Source organism: Peribacillus sp. FSL M8-0224, assembly GCF_038003055.1.
Taxonomy (GTDB): Bacteria; Bacillota; Bacilli; order Bacillales; family DSM-1321; genus Peribacillus; species Peribacillus frigoritolerans.
Genome location: NZ_JBBOOJ010000001.1, coordinates 2,526,332 through 2,541,224, shown reverse-complemented (window position 1 = coordinate 2,541,224; position 14,893 = coordinate 2,526,332). Strand labels below are relative to the sequence as shown.

Sequence of the window (14,893 nt, the reverse complement as noted above, 5' to 3'; positions counted from 1 at the left end):
GTTTTGAATGACGATCATTATTGTGAAAAAAGGTGACAGCCTTTGGGAAATTGCCTCGAAAAATAAAGTTGCCCCATCGAGGATAATTGAAGTCAACGGATTGGAATCAACAACTTTGGTTCCTGGTCTGGCATTGTATATACCTAATGAAAAAGCGGTGAATCGAAGGTATCTAATTAAAAGTCAGGATACCCTTACTAAAATCGGCAGTCGTTTTGGTACGAGTGCAGCGGCAATCAAGGAGGCAAACCCAGGAATCTCTGAAAACTCGCTAAAAGTCGGTATGGAAATTTTGATACCGTCTCCTTACAAAAATCAATTGATTACGCTGGGTTTTGCCTTCCCGACTTCAGGTGGAGTCGTATTTGAAACACTTGAGCAGAATGGTGATAAATTATCCTATTTAGCCATTGTCGCTTATTCGTTTACAAGGGAAGGGAATGCGTACGTTGATGGAGATGATCTCCCGCTTATCGCGAAATGCGAACAGATAGGGGTGAAGCCGCTACTGATGATCCGAAACTTTCAAGATGGTGATTTCGATGCTGATTTGGCTGGTGATGTCCTTGCCAGTTCAGTATACAGAGCGAATTTAATCAATAGTATGCTGACTTTCGTTAGGCAGAAAGGCTATGGGGGTGTCAGCATGGACATCGAATTCATCCCACCTGCCAGGCGTTCCGATTATGTGCTTTTTTTAAAAGAATTAAAGGAGGGGTTGAACGAACTGATCCTGCATGTGAACGTACATGCAAAAACAGCGGATAATCCTGATAATCGAATTGTAGGCGGGCATGATTATCGGGGGATCGGAGAGGCAGCTGACCTTGTTGCCGTGATGACCATTGACTATGGGTATCCGACTGGACCGCCTGAACCCATATCCCCACTTTGGTGGATGGGAGAGGTTCTTCGTTATGCTTTGTTGAATATTCCTGAATATAAACTGCAGTCGGCATTTCCTATGTATGGATACGATTGGATAGTACCGAGCCACGAGACGAAAGCTTTATCAGCTCAAAATGCCCAAAACCTTGCCATTGCAACTGGTGCTGAAATAACTTTTGACACCTCAGCGGCTTCACCTTCCTATTCCTACCGAAGAGAGAATTCGAATCATGTCGTTTGGTTTGAAGATATAAGATCGATAAGTGCAAAATATGAAATGATTGATGCATATGAACTGATAGGAGCAACTTATTGGCAGATTGGTTTGGAATTCCCGCAGAATTGGGAGTTTATAAATAATAATATCTGGATTATCAAATAGAATGAATGGGTGCAGGCGGTTTATATATTTACTTCCCTTGTTTGGTTGTACGGCTTTTAACAGAAGCAAGCCAATCATACCGAGAAAGACTTTAAAGAGAGGCAATATTGTTAGACGGGTCTTGAAACGATAAAAAAGGTGCCATGGAAAACCAAGGCTCCTTTTTTTCGTGAAACGAAATCATCTAGGAAGATTAGATGACTTACTTGACAGCGATTGATCACATTGCTTCCCTATTAAGTCGTTCCTTTTAAAAGTTGCATAAAGAAAGGCAAGGAATATCAGGGTGGAGGAAAATTGGAACGTTGTTTTGACACTGTATGTTTCCGTTATAAAGCCTAATAGTAAGACAGAGCCGGCAAATGTAAGATTGATGACTGCTCCCCAAACTGCATGAATTTTTGCAAGAGTCTTTTCCGTAGCATGGTCTTGGAATAGCTTGGTATAGATCACTTCCCGGATTTGTTCTGGGAGCCCGTACAGGCATGCCAGCAGCAAAGCTAATGCAGGAATACTGGTAGTTCCAAAAAGCAGGATCAGCAGTGAACTGAGAAATAGCCCGAAAGTGATGAAGAATCCAATATATTTTTCTAGTAACTTGGCAAAACGGATGACGATCAATCCACTGAAAATCATGCCGACAAAGTAGCTTGTGTTAATGTACCCCCACCATTCCTCACCCAGTTGCAGGTTCTGTTCTACATATATATAGATAACGGCAGCCACCCACACGCTTGAAGCTAAAGTGGTTATGAAATCAATGGAAATGAGGGTACGGATAGTTGGGATTTGACGAATCGCAACCCATCCGGATTTAATCGAATCCCAGTTTGAAGGAGCAACAGGGTCCGTCGCATGTTCAGGGACTTTGATTCTCCCTGTATAGATCGTTGAAACGGCATAAAGCATGACCGTAAGCCAAATGATGAAACTGCTGTTGGTACTTATCAATAAGACGGAACCTAGTGGCCATCCTGCTACAAAGATGGTCTGGGTGATCACATTCAAGAAACCATTCGCTTTCATCCGCTCTTCTTTTGGAACTAATTGAGGAACCAAAGCTGCGCTAACCGGGGCAGCGACTCCGTCCAATAATGAAATAAAGGCAATGAAGAAAATGACGGCAACAGAAAAACCATGATCGAAACTTATTATAAAGATTCCTAGGCAAACGAGTAAGATCGTTTTCCACCATTGAGATTGAACGATGATTCTTTTTAAAGGAAACCTGTCGATGACAAGGGGGGCAAGTAAACTGCTGATGAACCGAAAAATCGTTGTAATTTGAACGGGAGCAAACTCAAATAGAAGGCAGACCCCGTCAAATTATATAATAGTGAAATCAACCCGACTACATAAAAAATATCCCCTAGATTTGCAAATGCCTGACCAATCCAAAGGCATCGAAACGATGTGTTTTTCATGAATACCATCCTTTACTAAAATAAAGTTCATGGATATTTAGAATGGTTATTTTTTTACACTGGATTCACTCCTTAAATTCAATAGATTGTATGAGCCGGGTTGGCTTTTTTTATGAACGTGGGCGTTCTGAAATGCTTGCTCAATATGGAATATGGAATTATACTCCTTAATATATGTAAAAAAGGAGAAAAATTTGATGATTCGACGTTTTGCTTCATATTACCTGCCGCATAAGCGGTTATTCATTATTGATTTCTTCAGTGCAGTGGTCGTGGCTGTACTTGAACTTGCATTTCCGCTAGCTGTTCAGTGGTTTATTGATACACTGCTGCCTGGCGACGATTGGTCTGCCATAGTTTCGGTAAGTGCCGGTTTGTTCCTGCTTTATATCATTAGTACCTTCTTACAGTTCATAGTAGGGTACTGGGGCCACAAATTGGGTATAAATATCGAGACTGATATGCGTGAGGAATTATTTGAGCATGTGCAGAAACAATCTTTTCGTTTTTTTGATAACACGAAAACCGGCCATGTCATGAGCCGCATAACCAATGATCTGTTCGATATTGGTGAACTTGCTCACCATGGTCCCGAAGATTTATTCATTGCCTTCATGACTTTTATAGGTGCATTTTGGATTATGTTGACAATCAATGTGAAACTGGCACTCGTATCGGTTTGTATTTTACCGTTTCTCGTGTTATTGATTGTCATAAGTAATTTAAAGATGAATAAAGCTTGGAAGAAAATGTATACAGAGGTTGCGGATGTAAATGCCCGTGTGGAAGATAGCGTCTCAGGAGTGAGGGTTGTACAATCCTTTACGAATGAAACATATGAAATGAAAAGATTTGCTACTAATAATCGCAGATTCCGTAAAGCGAAACTACTAGGTTATAAGGTTATGTCCTTTAGCTTATCAGGCATTTACATGATGACGAGGTTCATGACCCTTGCCGTGTTGGTGATTGGAGCTTGGCTAACTTTTCATGGGCAGCTCTCTTATGGGGAACTGGTTGCATTCGTCTTATATGTTAACGTATTATTTAAGCCGATCGACAAAATCAGTGCGTTGATGGAACTCTATCCAAAAGGGATGGCCGGCTTTAAGCGTTTTACGGAACTACTGGATGTCACGCCTGATGTAGTGGATAAAAAGGATGCAATTGAGATGACCACCCTATTAGGGGATATTTCCTTTAAAGATGTTTCTTTTAACTATGAAGACAAAAAGCCAGTTTTAAAAGGAATTGATCTAACAATTAAAGCTGGTGAAACCATCGCTTTTGTCGGGCCTTCAGGAGCTGGGAAAACGACCATATGTTCTTTGATCCCGCGTTTTTATGATGTTAAGGCCGGTTCAATATCCATTGATGGAATTGATATTCGTGAAATGACGAAAAAGTCATTGCGCTCACAAATTGGCATAGTCCAGCAAGATGTATTCCTTTTCACAGGAACTGTAAAAGAGAACATTGCGTACGGAATGCTTGGAGCATCGGATGAACAAATTCAAGAAGCCGCAAGGAAAGCCCATTTGGAGACTTTCATTGAAGGACTTCCAGAAGGCTATGAAACTCAAATAGGTGAACGAGGCTTGAAATTATCGGGTGGACAGAAACAACGAATTGCAATAGCGAGGATGTTTTTGAAGAATCCGCCAATATTAATTCTCGATGAGGCAACCTCTGCACTCGATACGGAGACGGAAAGAATAATCCAGCAGGCTCTTACGGAACTAGCTGAAAACAGAACTACGTTAATCATCGCACACCGATTGGCAACCATTCGTAACGCTGACAAGATCGTGGTTGTTACGGAAGAAGGAATTGCTGAAGAAGGCGGTCACGATGACTTACTTAAGCAGGGGGGCATTTTTGCCAATCTGCATCAATTACAATTCCAAAAATGATAAAAAGCTATTTGTCCTAACAAGGAAAGCTGAGTTTGTTGACTAAAGGGGTTTTACCTAAAATTTCAAAACAATGTTGATTGTAGCGGGTGTGCGAGACTCCTGCGGGAAAAGCGCGTCAAGGGGAGACCCCGCAGGCGCAAGGAGCCGAGGGAGGACCGCCCGTGGAAAGCGAGTGCCTGAAGTGGAAATCGACGTTTGAGGTTTTATAAACCCACTTAAAAAACTGAGACAAACTTGTCTAGTTTGTCTACAGTCTGAGCTATATGTCCTTACAAGGACAAATAGCTTTTTTAATAGCATGGAAAGGAGTTCAATCAATATTAAGTTCGATATAACATCATGACTGATTAATATTTCAATAAGGAATAAAAGTCTTTTAATTAAATCCGGGTTGAGGGGGAATGGCGGCTTATTAATCGGTTATTCGTTCAAATTGAGGCGAAATCTAATAGGTTAGCCTATAACAATAGAATTGGCTGTGCATACAATAAGGGTAGACGGTGAGGCCATAAAACAGAAAAGATTAAGGAGTGTAAATCGTGAAAGTAATGACTATTTTAGGGACTCGACCTGAAATTATTAGATTAAGTCTAATCATAAAGAAACTGGATCAATATGCCAATTCACATATTCTAGTGCACACTGGACAAAATTTCACCGCATCCTTAAGTGAAATATTCTTCCAACAGCTAAAGGTACGAACCCCTGATTATGTCTTGCTTAATCTCACTGCCGCTATGCGTTATGCAGGTCCAAGGGAAGCGGTATTTAATGCGCTTGTTCGAAAGAATTATGGTTGTACACACTTTATTGTCGGCCGTGATCATGCTGGGGTAGGGAAATATTATGGAACGTATGATGCGTAAAAAATATTCAACCAGTTTGACCCTAAAGATATAGGTATTAAACCATTGTTTTTTTAACATAGCTTATATGGCTTCTTTGAAGACATGCCTACATTCTGCTGACGAAAGGTTCATTTTAAGTGGACCGAAAGTCAAGGAAATGCTGCATGGGGGTTTTACTCCACCACCGGAATTTACTCGCCCTGAGGTGGCAGAAGTATTTATTAATTAAGGGCATGAAGCTAAAAGGGAGGGTTAACCAAAAGGCACAACTACTATCCTAACGGGTATCATAAGTGGAAGCCCCTACAAGGGGGTTATTAAGCCTTTGTTACAGTGCTTATCCAGCTTTAAGTCTGAAAAGCCGACGTTATTTAAAATATCCACACCATCCCGGCTAACCTCATTATACAAATGACTTTGTACAACCTGTATCTTTAATTCCTTGGAAATTGATATGTATCCCCTTATTTAGGCATAATAAAATCTATACAAGAAGTAGTTTAACATCCAAGTTATTTCATGGGTTTATTATACAGTCTAACTAAGGGGAAAATATCATGCGCAAGTGGAAGTAGATATATTTTAAAAATTGATGATATCCTAATTCCATAAAGCTAGTGGTTTATCAGTATAGTTGTGATTGTGGCAGATGAACTTTTGTCGACGATATCAATCCCAATATATAATTCTGTATTTTTGTATATTTCCTTCATCCAATTAAAATCACCAGATGGTGCTTCTATCCTTTTTTAGCTGCAGTTGTTTTATTATGCTTGGTAATTCTTGAAATGTGTGTTTTGGTTTGAGTAAGTGATGAACCCGAACCAGATACAGACTCAGAATTTCTCCACCTGTTTTTCTTATAAATATTAGTAAATAGCTCTTTCATTTACATTCTCACCTTTCATCATTTTGTTAATTTATAAAGGAATTAATAAAACGACATGACTCGAAAGGGTGATCTGTAAAATCTAGAAATCTATATTGAATTTGGCAAAGTACCAATCATCATCATATTTTCGTTTTTGAAAGTAGGCCCGTCGCTGCTTTTTGACTCCATCAAGGAGAACTTGAGATTCAATCGGGTTTGCTTTTACATGGATCATAAGTTTTTTGCACTTCTGTATGCGATGAGTATTAAAATGAGAGTAGGCCATCCTTAATAAATTATAATAAACTTCATCATAGCTAACTTCATACGGGTGAGTTTTTCTGAATAGATGGATTATTTTTATATTAGGCAAAACGTGACAGCGAAATCCAAACAGCCATAGCTTAATAGAAAGCTCTACATCTTCATGTCCCCAAATTTTAAATCCCGTTTCAAATCCGCCCACATCTTCAAACACTTTTTTTGAGATAATAAAGCATCCTCCGGGTAATACGGCAGTTTCAAAGAGGCCATTTTGTTTAGAATTCCATTTAATTCTAAGGTTTGACTTTAAGGTCATACCATAGCCAATGAAATCGGAATTGCCAAACGAAGCAATTGCTGGGGTTACTGCATCTGATTTTCCTGTAAGCAGGGGTTCTACAATATGATCGATCCACAAATCTTCAAACTGTAAATGTGCATCGCAAAAAATCAGGAATTCTCCAGAAGCTTTTGCTGCTCCTAAATTTCGTGCGCTGGCAGCTCCAATGCCATCTGTTTCAAAAAGCTTAACCTGGTTTGCGTGATTATAGGTAGTAAGAAAATCGCAGCAATCATCTGATGATCCATCGTTTATAATAATCACTTCGAAGGAATAATTTGTATCAACTGAAAATAATGAATCGAGAGTGTTTTTCACATTTTCCCCTTCATTTTTGGCAGGAAAAATTATTGAAATTAAAGGATGATTTTTCACTTCATATATCTCTCCTTTTGTACGATTTTTCATTAGTATGAAAAATTCAAGGACTGTGATATTGAATTTAATAGGGAGATTATCACAATCCTTGATCTTCCGTTGAAAGTGGTATTTAAGTTTCTGTTTGTAGTTCAATGGGTTAAAGTGAGGGTACATATACTCAAAATAATGGTTATTATTAAAGCTTTCTAAAATTCTTAAAGGGATCTATCGCTGTTTTTTGCGCTCCAGAATGTAAATTATATAAAGGATGATTTTTATAAAACATATCTAATGAAAATGAATCTGACTTAGAGTTTTTAAATTTAGTATCTTGGTAATCTTTTTTCTGATACGATGACAAGATTCCGGAATTATAATTTTGTTGAGTTCGATCAATTTCTGTGTAACTCGGGTTATTTAAGGGAGAGGATATTTGACTATGTGATGTTTGCATATTAAAATTTTGGGTTGTATTTTTTTGTTGGTTTGTTTCATTCGAGAATCGAAACGCACTTGGTTGATTAATTACTTCTTTGTTATTTGGCGAATTGAAATTTACCATATTAACACGAGTATTTCCAACTTGCTGTTGTTTTCCATTATTATTAAAAGGTTTTTCCATTTTTCCTGTTGCTTGCAATTGATTTTTTTCTCGTTGTTTAATATATTTTGTTCGTTCATCTTTATCATGTATTTCTTTTGCTTTTTGATCATTTACCGTTTTACTTATAGTTCCTATTTTTTGTAAATAATTAATTTCTTTATCTTTTAAATCTATTATGGAACCGGTTAAGTTCTTAATTTCCTGTTGATGTTGGCTTTCATTTTCCTTTAAATTGATAATCGTCTGTTCTAGATTATCAATCTCGGCTTTATATTTATTTTCTTGCTCTGAAACACGAGCAATCGTTTGATTCAAATGATCGATTTCTTGTTGATGTTGATTTTCATTTTCCTTAAAATTTTTAATCATTTGCTCTAGGTTTTCAATCTCGGCTTTATATTTATTTTCTTGCTCCGAAACAAAAGCGATCGTTTGATTTAACTGCTCGATTTCCTGTTGACGATGATTTTCATTTTCCTTTAGGTTGTAAATCGTCTGTTCTAAATTATCAATCTCGGCTTTATATTTATTATCTTGCTCCGAAACACGAGCAATCGTTTGATTTAACTGCTCGATTTCTTGTTGATGTTGATTATCATTTTCCTTTAAATTGATAATCGTCTGTTCTAAATTATCAATCTCGGCTTTATATTTATTTTCTTGCTCTGAAACACGAGCAATCGTTTGATTTAACTGCTCGATTTCTTGTTGATGGTTATCTTCATTTTTCTTAAAATTAATAAGCATTTGCTCCAGGTTATCAATCTCCGCTTTATACTTATTTTCTTGCCCTGAAAAAAGAGCAATCGATTGATTTAACTGCTCGATTTCTTGTTGATGGTTATCTTCATTTTCCTTAAAATCAATAATCATTTGCCCTAGGTTTTCAATCTCGGTTGTATATTTATTTTCCTGTTCGGATAGGCGGTCGATCGTTTGAGTATAATTTTTAATGTCATGTTTAAAGTTGTCGATAACTTGTATATGATGATATTCCTTTTCGGAAAGTTCAATCAGGGCTTTTTCTAAACTTTCAATCTCCGCTTTATATTTATTTTCTTGTTGGGATACAGCGCTAATCGTTTGATGTAACTGCTCGATTTCTTGTTGATGGTAGTTCTCTTTTTCCTTTAAATCTATAATCATCTGTTCTAGACTTGCAATTTCCACCTTATATTGACTTTCCTGTTCCGATAGTTGGCCGATCATTTGAGTATAATTTTCAATTTCCTGTTTAAAGTTGTCAATAACTTGTTTTTGCTTTTCTTCCTTTTCGGAAAGTTCGATCATGGCTTTTTCTAAACTTTCAATCTCGGCTTTATATTTATTTTCTTGTTGGGATACAACGGCAATCGTTTGATTTAACTGCTCGATTTCTTGTTGATGGTAGTTCTCTTTATCCTTTAGGTCGGAAATCATCTGTTCCAAATTCTCAATGTTCACTTTGTAATGACTTTCCTGTTCGGATAGGTGGTCGATCGTTTGATTATATTTTTCCATTTCCTGTTTAAAGTTTTCGATAACTTGTATATGATGATTTTCCTTTTCGGAAAGTTCGATCATGGCTTTTTCTAAGCTTTCAATCTCCACTTTATATTGATTTTCTTGTTGGGGTACAACGATAATCGTTTGATTTAACTGATCGATTTCTTGTTGATGGTGGTTCTCTTTTTCCTTTAAATCTATAATTATCTGTTCTAAATTTGCAATTTCCACCTTATATTGACTTTGCTGTTCAGATAGTTGGCCGATCATTTGAGAATAATTTTCATTTTCCTGTTTAAAGTTGCCGATAACTTTTTTCTGCTGCTCTTCCTTTTCGGAAAGTTCGATCATAGATTTCTCTAAATTTTCAATTTCGGCTTTATATTTATTTTCTTGTTGGGTTACAATGCTAATCGTTTCATTTAACTGCTTGATTTCTTGTTGATGGTCGTTCTCTTTTTCCCTTAGATCGGTAATCATCTGTTCCAAATTCTCAATGTTCACTTTATATTGTCTTTCCTGTTCGGATAGGTGGCCGATTATTTGAGTATAATTTTCAATTTTATGTTTAAAGTTTTCGATAACTTGTATATGATGATTTTCCTTTTCGGAAAGTTCGATCATGGATGTCTCTAAATTTTCAATCTCCGCTTTATATTTATTTTCTTGCTTTGAAACAAGAGCAATCGTTTGATTTAACTGCGCGATTTCTTGTTGATGGTAGGACTCTTTTTCCTTTAGATCGGAAATCATCTGTTCTAAATTTGCAATGTCCACCTTATATATATTTTGCTGTTCCGATAGTTGATCGATCATTTGAGTATAATTTTCATTTTCATGTTTAAAGTTTTCGATAACTTGTTTCTGCTGCTCTTCCTTTTCGGAAAGTTCGATCATGGATGTCTCTAAATTTTCAATCTCATCTTTATATTTATTTTCTTGTTGGGTTACAACGCTAATCGTTTCATTCAACTGCGCGATTTCTTGTTGATGGTAGGACTCTTTTTCCTTTAGATCGGAAATCATCTGTTCTAAATTAGCAATGTCCACCTTAAATTGACTTTCCTGTTCGGCTAGGTGGCCAATCATTTGGGTATAATTTTCAATTTCAAGTTTAAAGTTTTCGATAACTTGTTTCTGCTGCGCTTCCTTTTCAGTAAGTTCAATCATCGATTTCTCTAAATTTTCAATCTCCGTTTTATATTTAATTTCTTGTTGGGATGCATCGCTAATCGTTTGATTTAACTGATGGATTTCTTGTTGTTGGTAGGACTCTTTTTCCTTTAGATCGGAAATCATCTGTTCTAAATTAGTAATGTCCACCTTAAATTGACTTTCCTGTTCGGATAGTTGGCTAATCTTTGAAATGTAATGATCAATTTCTTTCTTATATTTTTTTATATCTTTTTTATGATGCTCTTCCTTATCTGAAAGTGCTTTTTCTAAATGATTCATCTCCACTTTATATTGCTTTTCTTGATCGTATAAAAGATCAATGGTTTTAGTAAGCTGATTCATTTCATTTTTATAATTCATTTCTTTTTCGTTGAGAGATTGAATGGTTCCTTTTAACTCTTGAATTTCATTTTTGAAAATATTTTGCTCGTGAAAATAAAACATAACTTTTTCAACTAATTTCTCAATCTCTAAATTTATGCTTTGTACATCTAAGTTAGATATTTTTTTATTGACTGGAGCAAGAAGGGATTTCACCTCTGTAAGACCATCCGCCATTTTTTGAAAACCATCATGGCTTTTAAATTCCTCATTTTTAACATACTGTTTTTGAGCAGACTCATAATCTTTAACTTTCTTTTGAAGAGAAGCAATTTCACTTTGTAATAATTTATTCTTATCTCCAAGAGTTTTTACGTCGTTATTTTTCTTTTCGTCGTTTGTTTTGGTTTCTTTAAAGTACTGTAGTTCAGCCTTATATTTCTTAATTTCTTCTTCCAACTTCTGAACCTTGGTTTCTGCATTCTTCCTTTCATGTTCCTTCCGATTGATTAGATCTTGATATGTTCTTTGTTCATTTATCATTTCTTCATTGTGTTTTATTAGTTTTCTTATTTTCTTTTTACTATAATCGACTTCGTATTCATTAACTTTTGATTTGTATAGGGAAAGTTCAGATCTAAGATGAATGATCATTTGCTGAAGTTGAACTGGAGTTATTTTATTCAATTTACTTTTTTGAATTTCATTGGCTTTTTCATCATCTGTGTACAAAATAACCACTCCTTATTTTTGATCACGTGTGAACAGGCGCAATCTCCAGCCATTACTAATAAGGAATCAATTAGACAGGTTGAGATTGAGCGACTGTAAATGACCAAGAAGTTCCTATGCGGAGATGTTTATCAAGATTTTTATGGGTGTGGAGTACCGTTCGTCAGAGTGTTGGTGTTGCTTCATGATTAGGAACACTGCGACATCCAAATCATTGTAGGGGTAATGGTAAACAAAAGAAAATTCCTCCTCATAAAATGATCATCTTGACCGAAAAATCTTTGATTTCAATTTTTCAATATTCATGTGACTGGTTTTAATCAAATACTGATCCCTTTATAAATGATTCCATAATAGTTATATGTACCGTATTTCAAAAAGGTGATTATATTTATCACCTTTTGATTCCCCTCATAAAATTCATTTACATGGATGGAGGCACTACATTTCCTTTTAATATTGTATACACAAACTTACACAAGGAATTAGAGTTTGCCGAGTGTATTCTTTATCATTTCTTCATTCCTCTTACATATTATAAATATTGGGTGATATAAGGGTTGTGGGAAAAGAGCCGTACGGTATTAATTTATCCTATTAAATAGTAAAGCTGCTACCAGGATTAACAAAAAGGGGGATACATAAATGGACATTAAAGTAGAAGTTGGAGATAAGGGGGCAGGAACCATCCCCTATGAGTCTCTCCCGGCATTTACTTATCTTTTTAGGGAATTGGGTTTTGAGGTGCAGCCAGATACTGAAAATCAAAAAGTACAATTATGTTCTGCATTGCATGGTAAAAGAATTGTCATTTCTTCCGACTATGATGTTAAATATAACACCTTTAGAAAGCACCTTCTAGAAAGGAAGGTGTTGGAGTATATTCAAACATTCCTATCTGCATGCGGGGCAAAGGTGATTCTCATGGATGAAAAGAATGAATCAGAAAGGGCTGATTTTCATGTATACTTTTCACTCTTTGAAATTCCAGGAATAAAAGAGCCCATTCTTGAATTAGTTTACAATTCAAAATCTGCTAATAAAAAGTTATTGGATATTTTTCAATATGAATGTAAAAGGACTGGAACAAAATTTAAATCTAATGAGGTAGTCAGAAACGCAAATAACCCTTTTATTAATATACAGATTATGTATCCTGTTTTTACGGATGAAGATTTTTGGGGAAAACTTGGTGAGAAATATGCGATGTCCATAACTATAGGAATATTGGCTAGATTTCACGAAAGCTCACCTTTATCTGTTTTGTCATTAGTTCCAATTGAAATTTTCTCAAACATGTTTATTCATTCTGAAAATACTGGGATAAATTTAGAGCCTGCCATGCAAAAAGAAAAAAGTTTACCAGAAAAGAAAAAGTTTTTATTAAAGAAACCAACTATTACTAAAAGAAAAGAAGCAGAAGTGTTTTTAGATTATCATATTTTTATTGAAGAACTTGAAGAACGTAACAAAATCAAGCTTATTGGAAATCTTCATATTAAAAATATAGGTACGGAGGTTTTGCGGAATCCAGTTATCTGTCTGCGTTCCAGCCCTTCAGAAAGTATAAAAATATCTGGGCAAATATTGCCGCCCAATGTTGCCGAAACTTTGGGGGTCATGAAAAATGAAGAAACAAAAGGGTGGCAATATATGAATGAGGAATGGTTTGAAGAAATGGAGAAGGGTGAAACCTGGATATGTCCAATTCAATCTAAAAATATAAACCCTAGGCAAACAGAATCTTTAACTAACTTACAAATAAGCGTCCTTCAACCTGAAGAAAACAGCAATATTCGTGTAGAGGCTTTTGTATTTTTTAAAGAACAAGATTTGGAAATCAGTTCAAGCAATCAAATTTCCTTATTATTAACGAAGAAACGATAAGGTTAAAGATTTAATGGCATAGAAAACCGGGGGTGGGAGTGAGGTGGTTGAAGGAAATTATCACTTTGAGAAATACTTATTAGATAATAGGAAAGTGATAAAATTATTGGACCAAGCGATAAAACAGAATAGAGCTTTTCCCTTGCTCGTTTTGGAATCGGTGAAATAAGCTATTTAAGCTATCCAGCCAATGGATTACTTGTACAGGAATTTAAACGGTATGAATCTTATGCGGGCGTATCCAATGTACCAGAGATAATCAGGAGGGAGTTGGTCAGGTCATTGCGGGATGCCGATATTGCTGGGTTGATAGCTCCTTGGCGACTGGATCCTTGGGCAAAACAAACTAGAACTGTACTTGAACAACTGAAGTTCATGCCTTCAAAAGTATGTTGTGCTTGGATCATGCAGAGCCTCTTGGAAGAGGGGATATTATGGTCATGGCTGAGTAATAAGAAGGTATTTCTTGTTGGACGCCGTTCAAAAGAAGCAGAAAACGTCTTTAAAGAACAAGGCGTACAAATTACTGGCAGTATAGGTTTAAATGGATATGACGAGTTAATTAGAGTACAAAATGAGCTCCAGTCTAATCAGGAGTGGGAAATAGCATTAATTTCCGCTGGGATCCCGGCAACCATTTTAGCTCCAAGAATTGCAAAATTGACCCAGAAGGTTGCCATTGATTTCGGGCATGCCCTTGATATGATTCTTGATGGAGAAGAATATAAACTTTCCGACTTAGTAAAAAAGTGGAATGATCAGTTTTCCTAAATTGGAAAACAAAAATTAATTTAACATTGTAGGGAAATAAAGAAAAAATAATACTCGCAAATTCAACCTTGAATTCATAAAGGAAGAGGTGCGAGTATCTTATTCTCTAAATTCAGTTTACGAATTTTAATTGTATCGGAAAGACTTTTTTTCCTGTTAGTTGGAAACATTTTAATTCAGGGGTCGAGTTTGCAAACGAAATAATAAGGTGACCTACCTCTGGGTAGTTATTTAAAGTAATATCTCCTTCTGACGGATAAGCACTATCTGTTGGGTGGGAATGGTAGATACCGATAAAATCTTCATTCCTCCTATCGATAAGTTCAAATACATGACGAATTTGATCTAAATCCATCGAGAAGGAAAAGGAGCTCCTATTTACATTTTCCATTGGCCAAATTGTTTCTGCAATCCCATTTCCCCCTGAAAGCAGTCCACAGGCTTCATAAGGAAGTTCTCGTTTACAATGAGAAATCAATTTTTGCCTAACATGATTGGTCATGTAAAAAGTACCGGATATTACACCTTGATCATTTGTTTTTTCCACAACAACCTTTTGCCCGTACTGGCCGAACCTGGAGGGCTGAGGGAGTGAATTGTTGATGTTGTTGAGCGGGCTGCGGG

Annotated in this window: 10 protein-coding genes and 1 pseudogene; 6 read left to right on the top strand and 5 right to left on the bottom strand. The window is 36.3% G+C overall.

The features are described from left to right. The first annotated feature begins 7 nt into the window (after positions 1 to 7). Positions 8 to 1,270: a LysM peptidoglycan-binding domain-containing protein gene (locus MKX49_RS12140; RefSeq protein ID WP_340876591.1), complete on the top strand. Its 1,263-nt coding sequence runs from the start codon at positions 8 to 10 to the stop codon at positions 1,268 to 1,270. A 180-nt stretch (positions 1,271 to 1,450) separates the two neighbouring features. On the opposite strand, the gene MKX49_RS12135 is transcribed toward MKX49_RS12140, so the two are convergent. After that, on the bottom strand, positions 1,451 to 2,545 hold the full coding sequence (locus tag MKX49_RS12135; RefSeq protein ID WP_340878532.1) for an MFS transporter: 1,095 nt from the start codon (positions 2,543 to 2,545) through the stop codon (positions 1,451 to 1,453). A gap of 346 nt (positions 2,546 to 2,891) precedes the next feature. Here MKX49_RS12135 and MKX49_RS12130 point away from each other — a divergent pair, with 346 nt between their 5' ends. The 3 genes from MKX49_RS12130 (at position 2,892) to MKX49_RS28420 (ending at position 5,687) form a co-directional block, all read left to right on the top strand. After that, positions 2,892 to 4,607, top strand: a complete 1,716-nt coding sequence (locus MKX49_RS12130) for an ABC transporter ATP-binding protein (RefSeq protein WP_340876590.1) — start codon at positions 2,892 to 2,894, stop codon at positions 4,605 to 4,607. 542 nt (positions 4,608 to 5,149) lie between these two features. Continuing rightward, positions 5,150 to 5,476 carry a hypothetical protein gene (locus MKX49_RS28425; RefSeq protein ID WP_445670125.1) on the top strand — a complete coding sequence of 109 codons (327 nt, stop codon included), beginning with the start codon at positions 5,150 to 5,152 and terminating at the stop codon, positions 5,474 to 5,476. Positions 5,477 to 5,543: 67 nt separating this feature from the next. Next, entirely contained in the window at positions 5,544 to 5,687 is a 144-nt protein-coding gene (locus MKX49_RS28420; protein WP_445670124.1) for a hypothetical protein, read from the top strand. 510 nt (positions 5,688 to 6,197) lie between these two features. Here MKX49_RS28420 and MKX49_RS12115 read toward each other — a convergent pair. From MKX49_RS12115 to MKX49_RS12105, 3 genes are all read right to left on the bottom strand, one after another. Then, on the bottom strand, positions 6,198 to 6,347 hold the full coding sequence (locus tag MKX49_RS12115) for a hypothetical protein (RefSeq protein ID WP_340876589.1): 150 nt from the start codon (positions 6,345 to 6,347) through the stop codon (positions 6,198 to 6,200). 82 nt (positions 6,348 to 6,429) lie between these two features. Further along, positions 6,430 to 7,341, bottom strand: coding sequence for a glycosyltransferase family 2 protein (locus tag MKX49_RS12110; RefSeq protein WP_340876588.1), 912 nt, complete (start codon positions 7,339 to 7,341; stop codon positions 6,430 to 6,432). A 148-nt stretch (positions 7,342 to 7,489) separates the two neighbouring features. Then, positions 7,490 to 11,611, bottom strand: a complete 4,122-nt coding sequence (locus MKX49_RS12105) for a hypothetical protein (RefSeq protein ID WP_340876587.1) — start codon at positions 11,609 to 11,611, stop codon at positions 7,490 to 7,492. Between the two features lie 645 nt (positions 11,612 to 12,256). Between MKX49_RS12105 and MKX49_RS12100 the strand changes: the two genes are divergently transcribed. Both MKX49_RS12100 and MKX49_RS12095 read left to right on the top strand, forming a co-directional pair. Further along, positions 12,257 to 13,498, top strand: a complete 1,242-nt coding sequence (locus tag MKX49_RS12100) for a hypothetical protein (RefSeq protein ID WP_340876586.1) — start codon at positions 12,257 to 12,259, stop codon at positions 13,496 to 13,498. Between the two features lie 147 nt (positions 13,499 to 13,645). Next, positions 13,646 to 14,269 (top strand): annotated as a pseudogene (locus MKX49_RS12095) (GT-D fold domain-containing protein); the annotation flags it as partial. Between the two features lie 112 nt (positions 14,270 to 14,381). Here the strand turns inward: MKX49_RS12095 and MKX49_RS12090 are convergent. Beyond that, the gene (locus MKX49_RS12090; protein ID WP_222619843.1) at positions 14,382 to 14,816 is read right to left on the bottom strand and encodes a Mov34/MPN/PAD-1 family protein; all 435 of its coding nucleotides are present in this window, start codon (positions 14,814 to 14,816) and stop codon (positions 14,382 to 14,384) included. Between the last annotated feature and the right edge of the window lie 77 nt (positions 14,817 to 14,893).

Excerpts from the sequence above, each read along its gene's own strand:
- MKX49_RS12130 (WP_340876590.1), top strand. The coding sequence starts at position 2,892 with ATGATTCGACGTTTTGCTTCATATTACCTGCCGCATAAGCGGTTATTC.
- MKX49_RS28420 (WP_445670124.1), top strand. The coding sequence starts at position 5,544 with ATGGCTTCTTTGAAGACATGCCTACATTCTGCTGACGAAAGGTTCATT.
- MKX49_RS12100 (WP_340876586.1), top strand. The coding sequence starts at position 12,257 with ATGGACATTAAAGTAGAAGTTGGAGATAAGGGGGCAGGAACCATCCCC.
- MKX49_RS12140 (WP_340876591.1), top strand. The coding sequence starts at position 8 with ATGACGATCATTATTGTGAAAAAAGGTGACAGCCTTTGGGAAATTGCC.
- MKX49_RS12110 (WP_340876588.1), bottom strand. The coding sequence starts at position 7,341 with ATGAAAAATCGTACAAAAGGAGAGATATATGAAGTGAAAAATCATCCT.
- MKX49_RS12115 (WP_340876589.1), bottom strand. The coding sequence starts at position 6,347 with ATGAAAGAGCTATTTACTAATATTTATAAGAAAAACAGGTGGAGAAAT.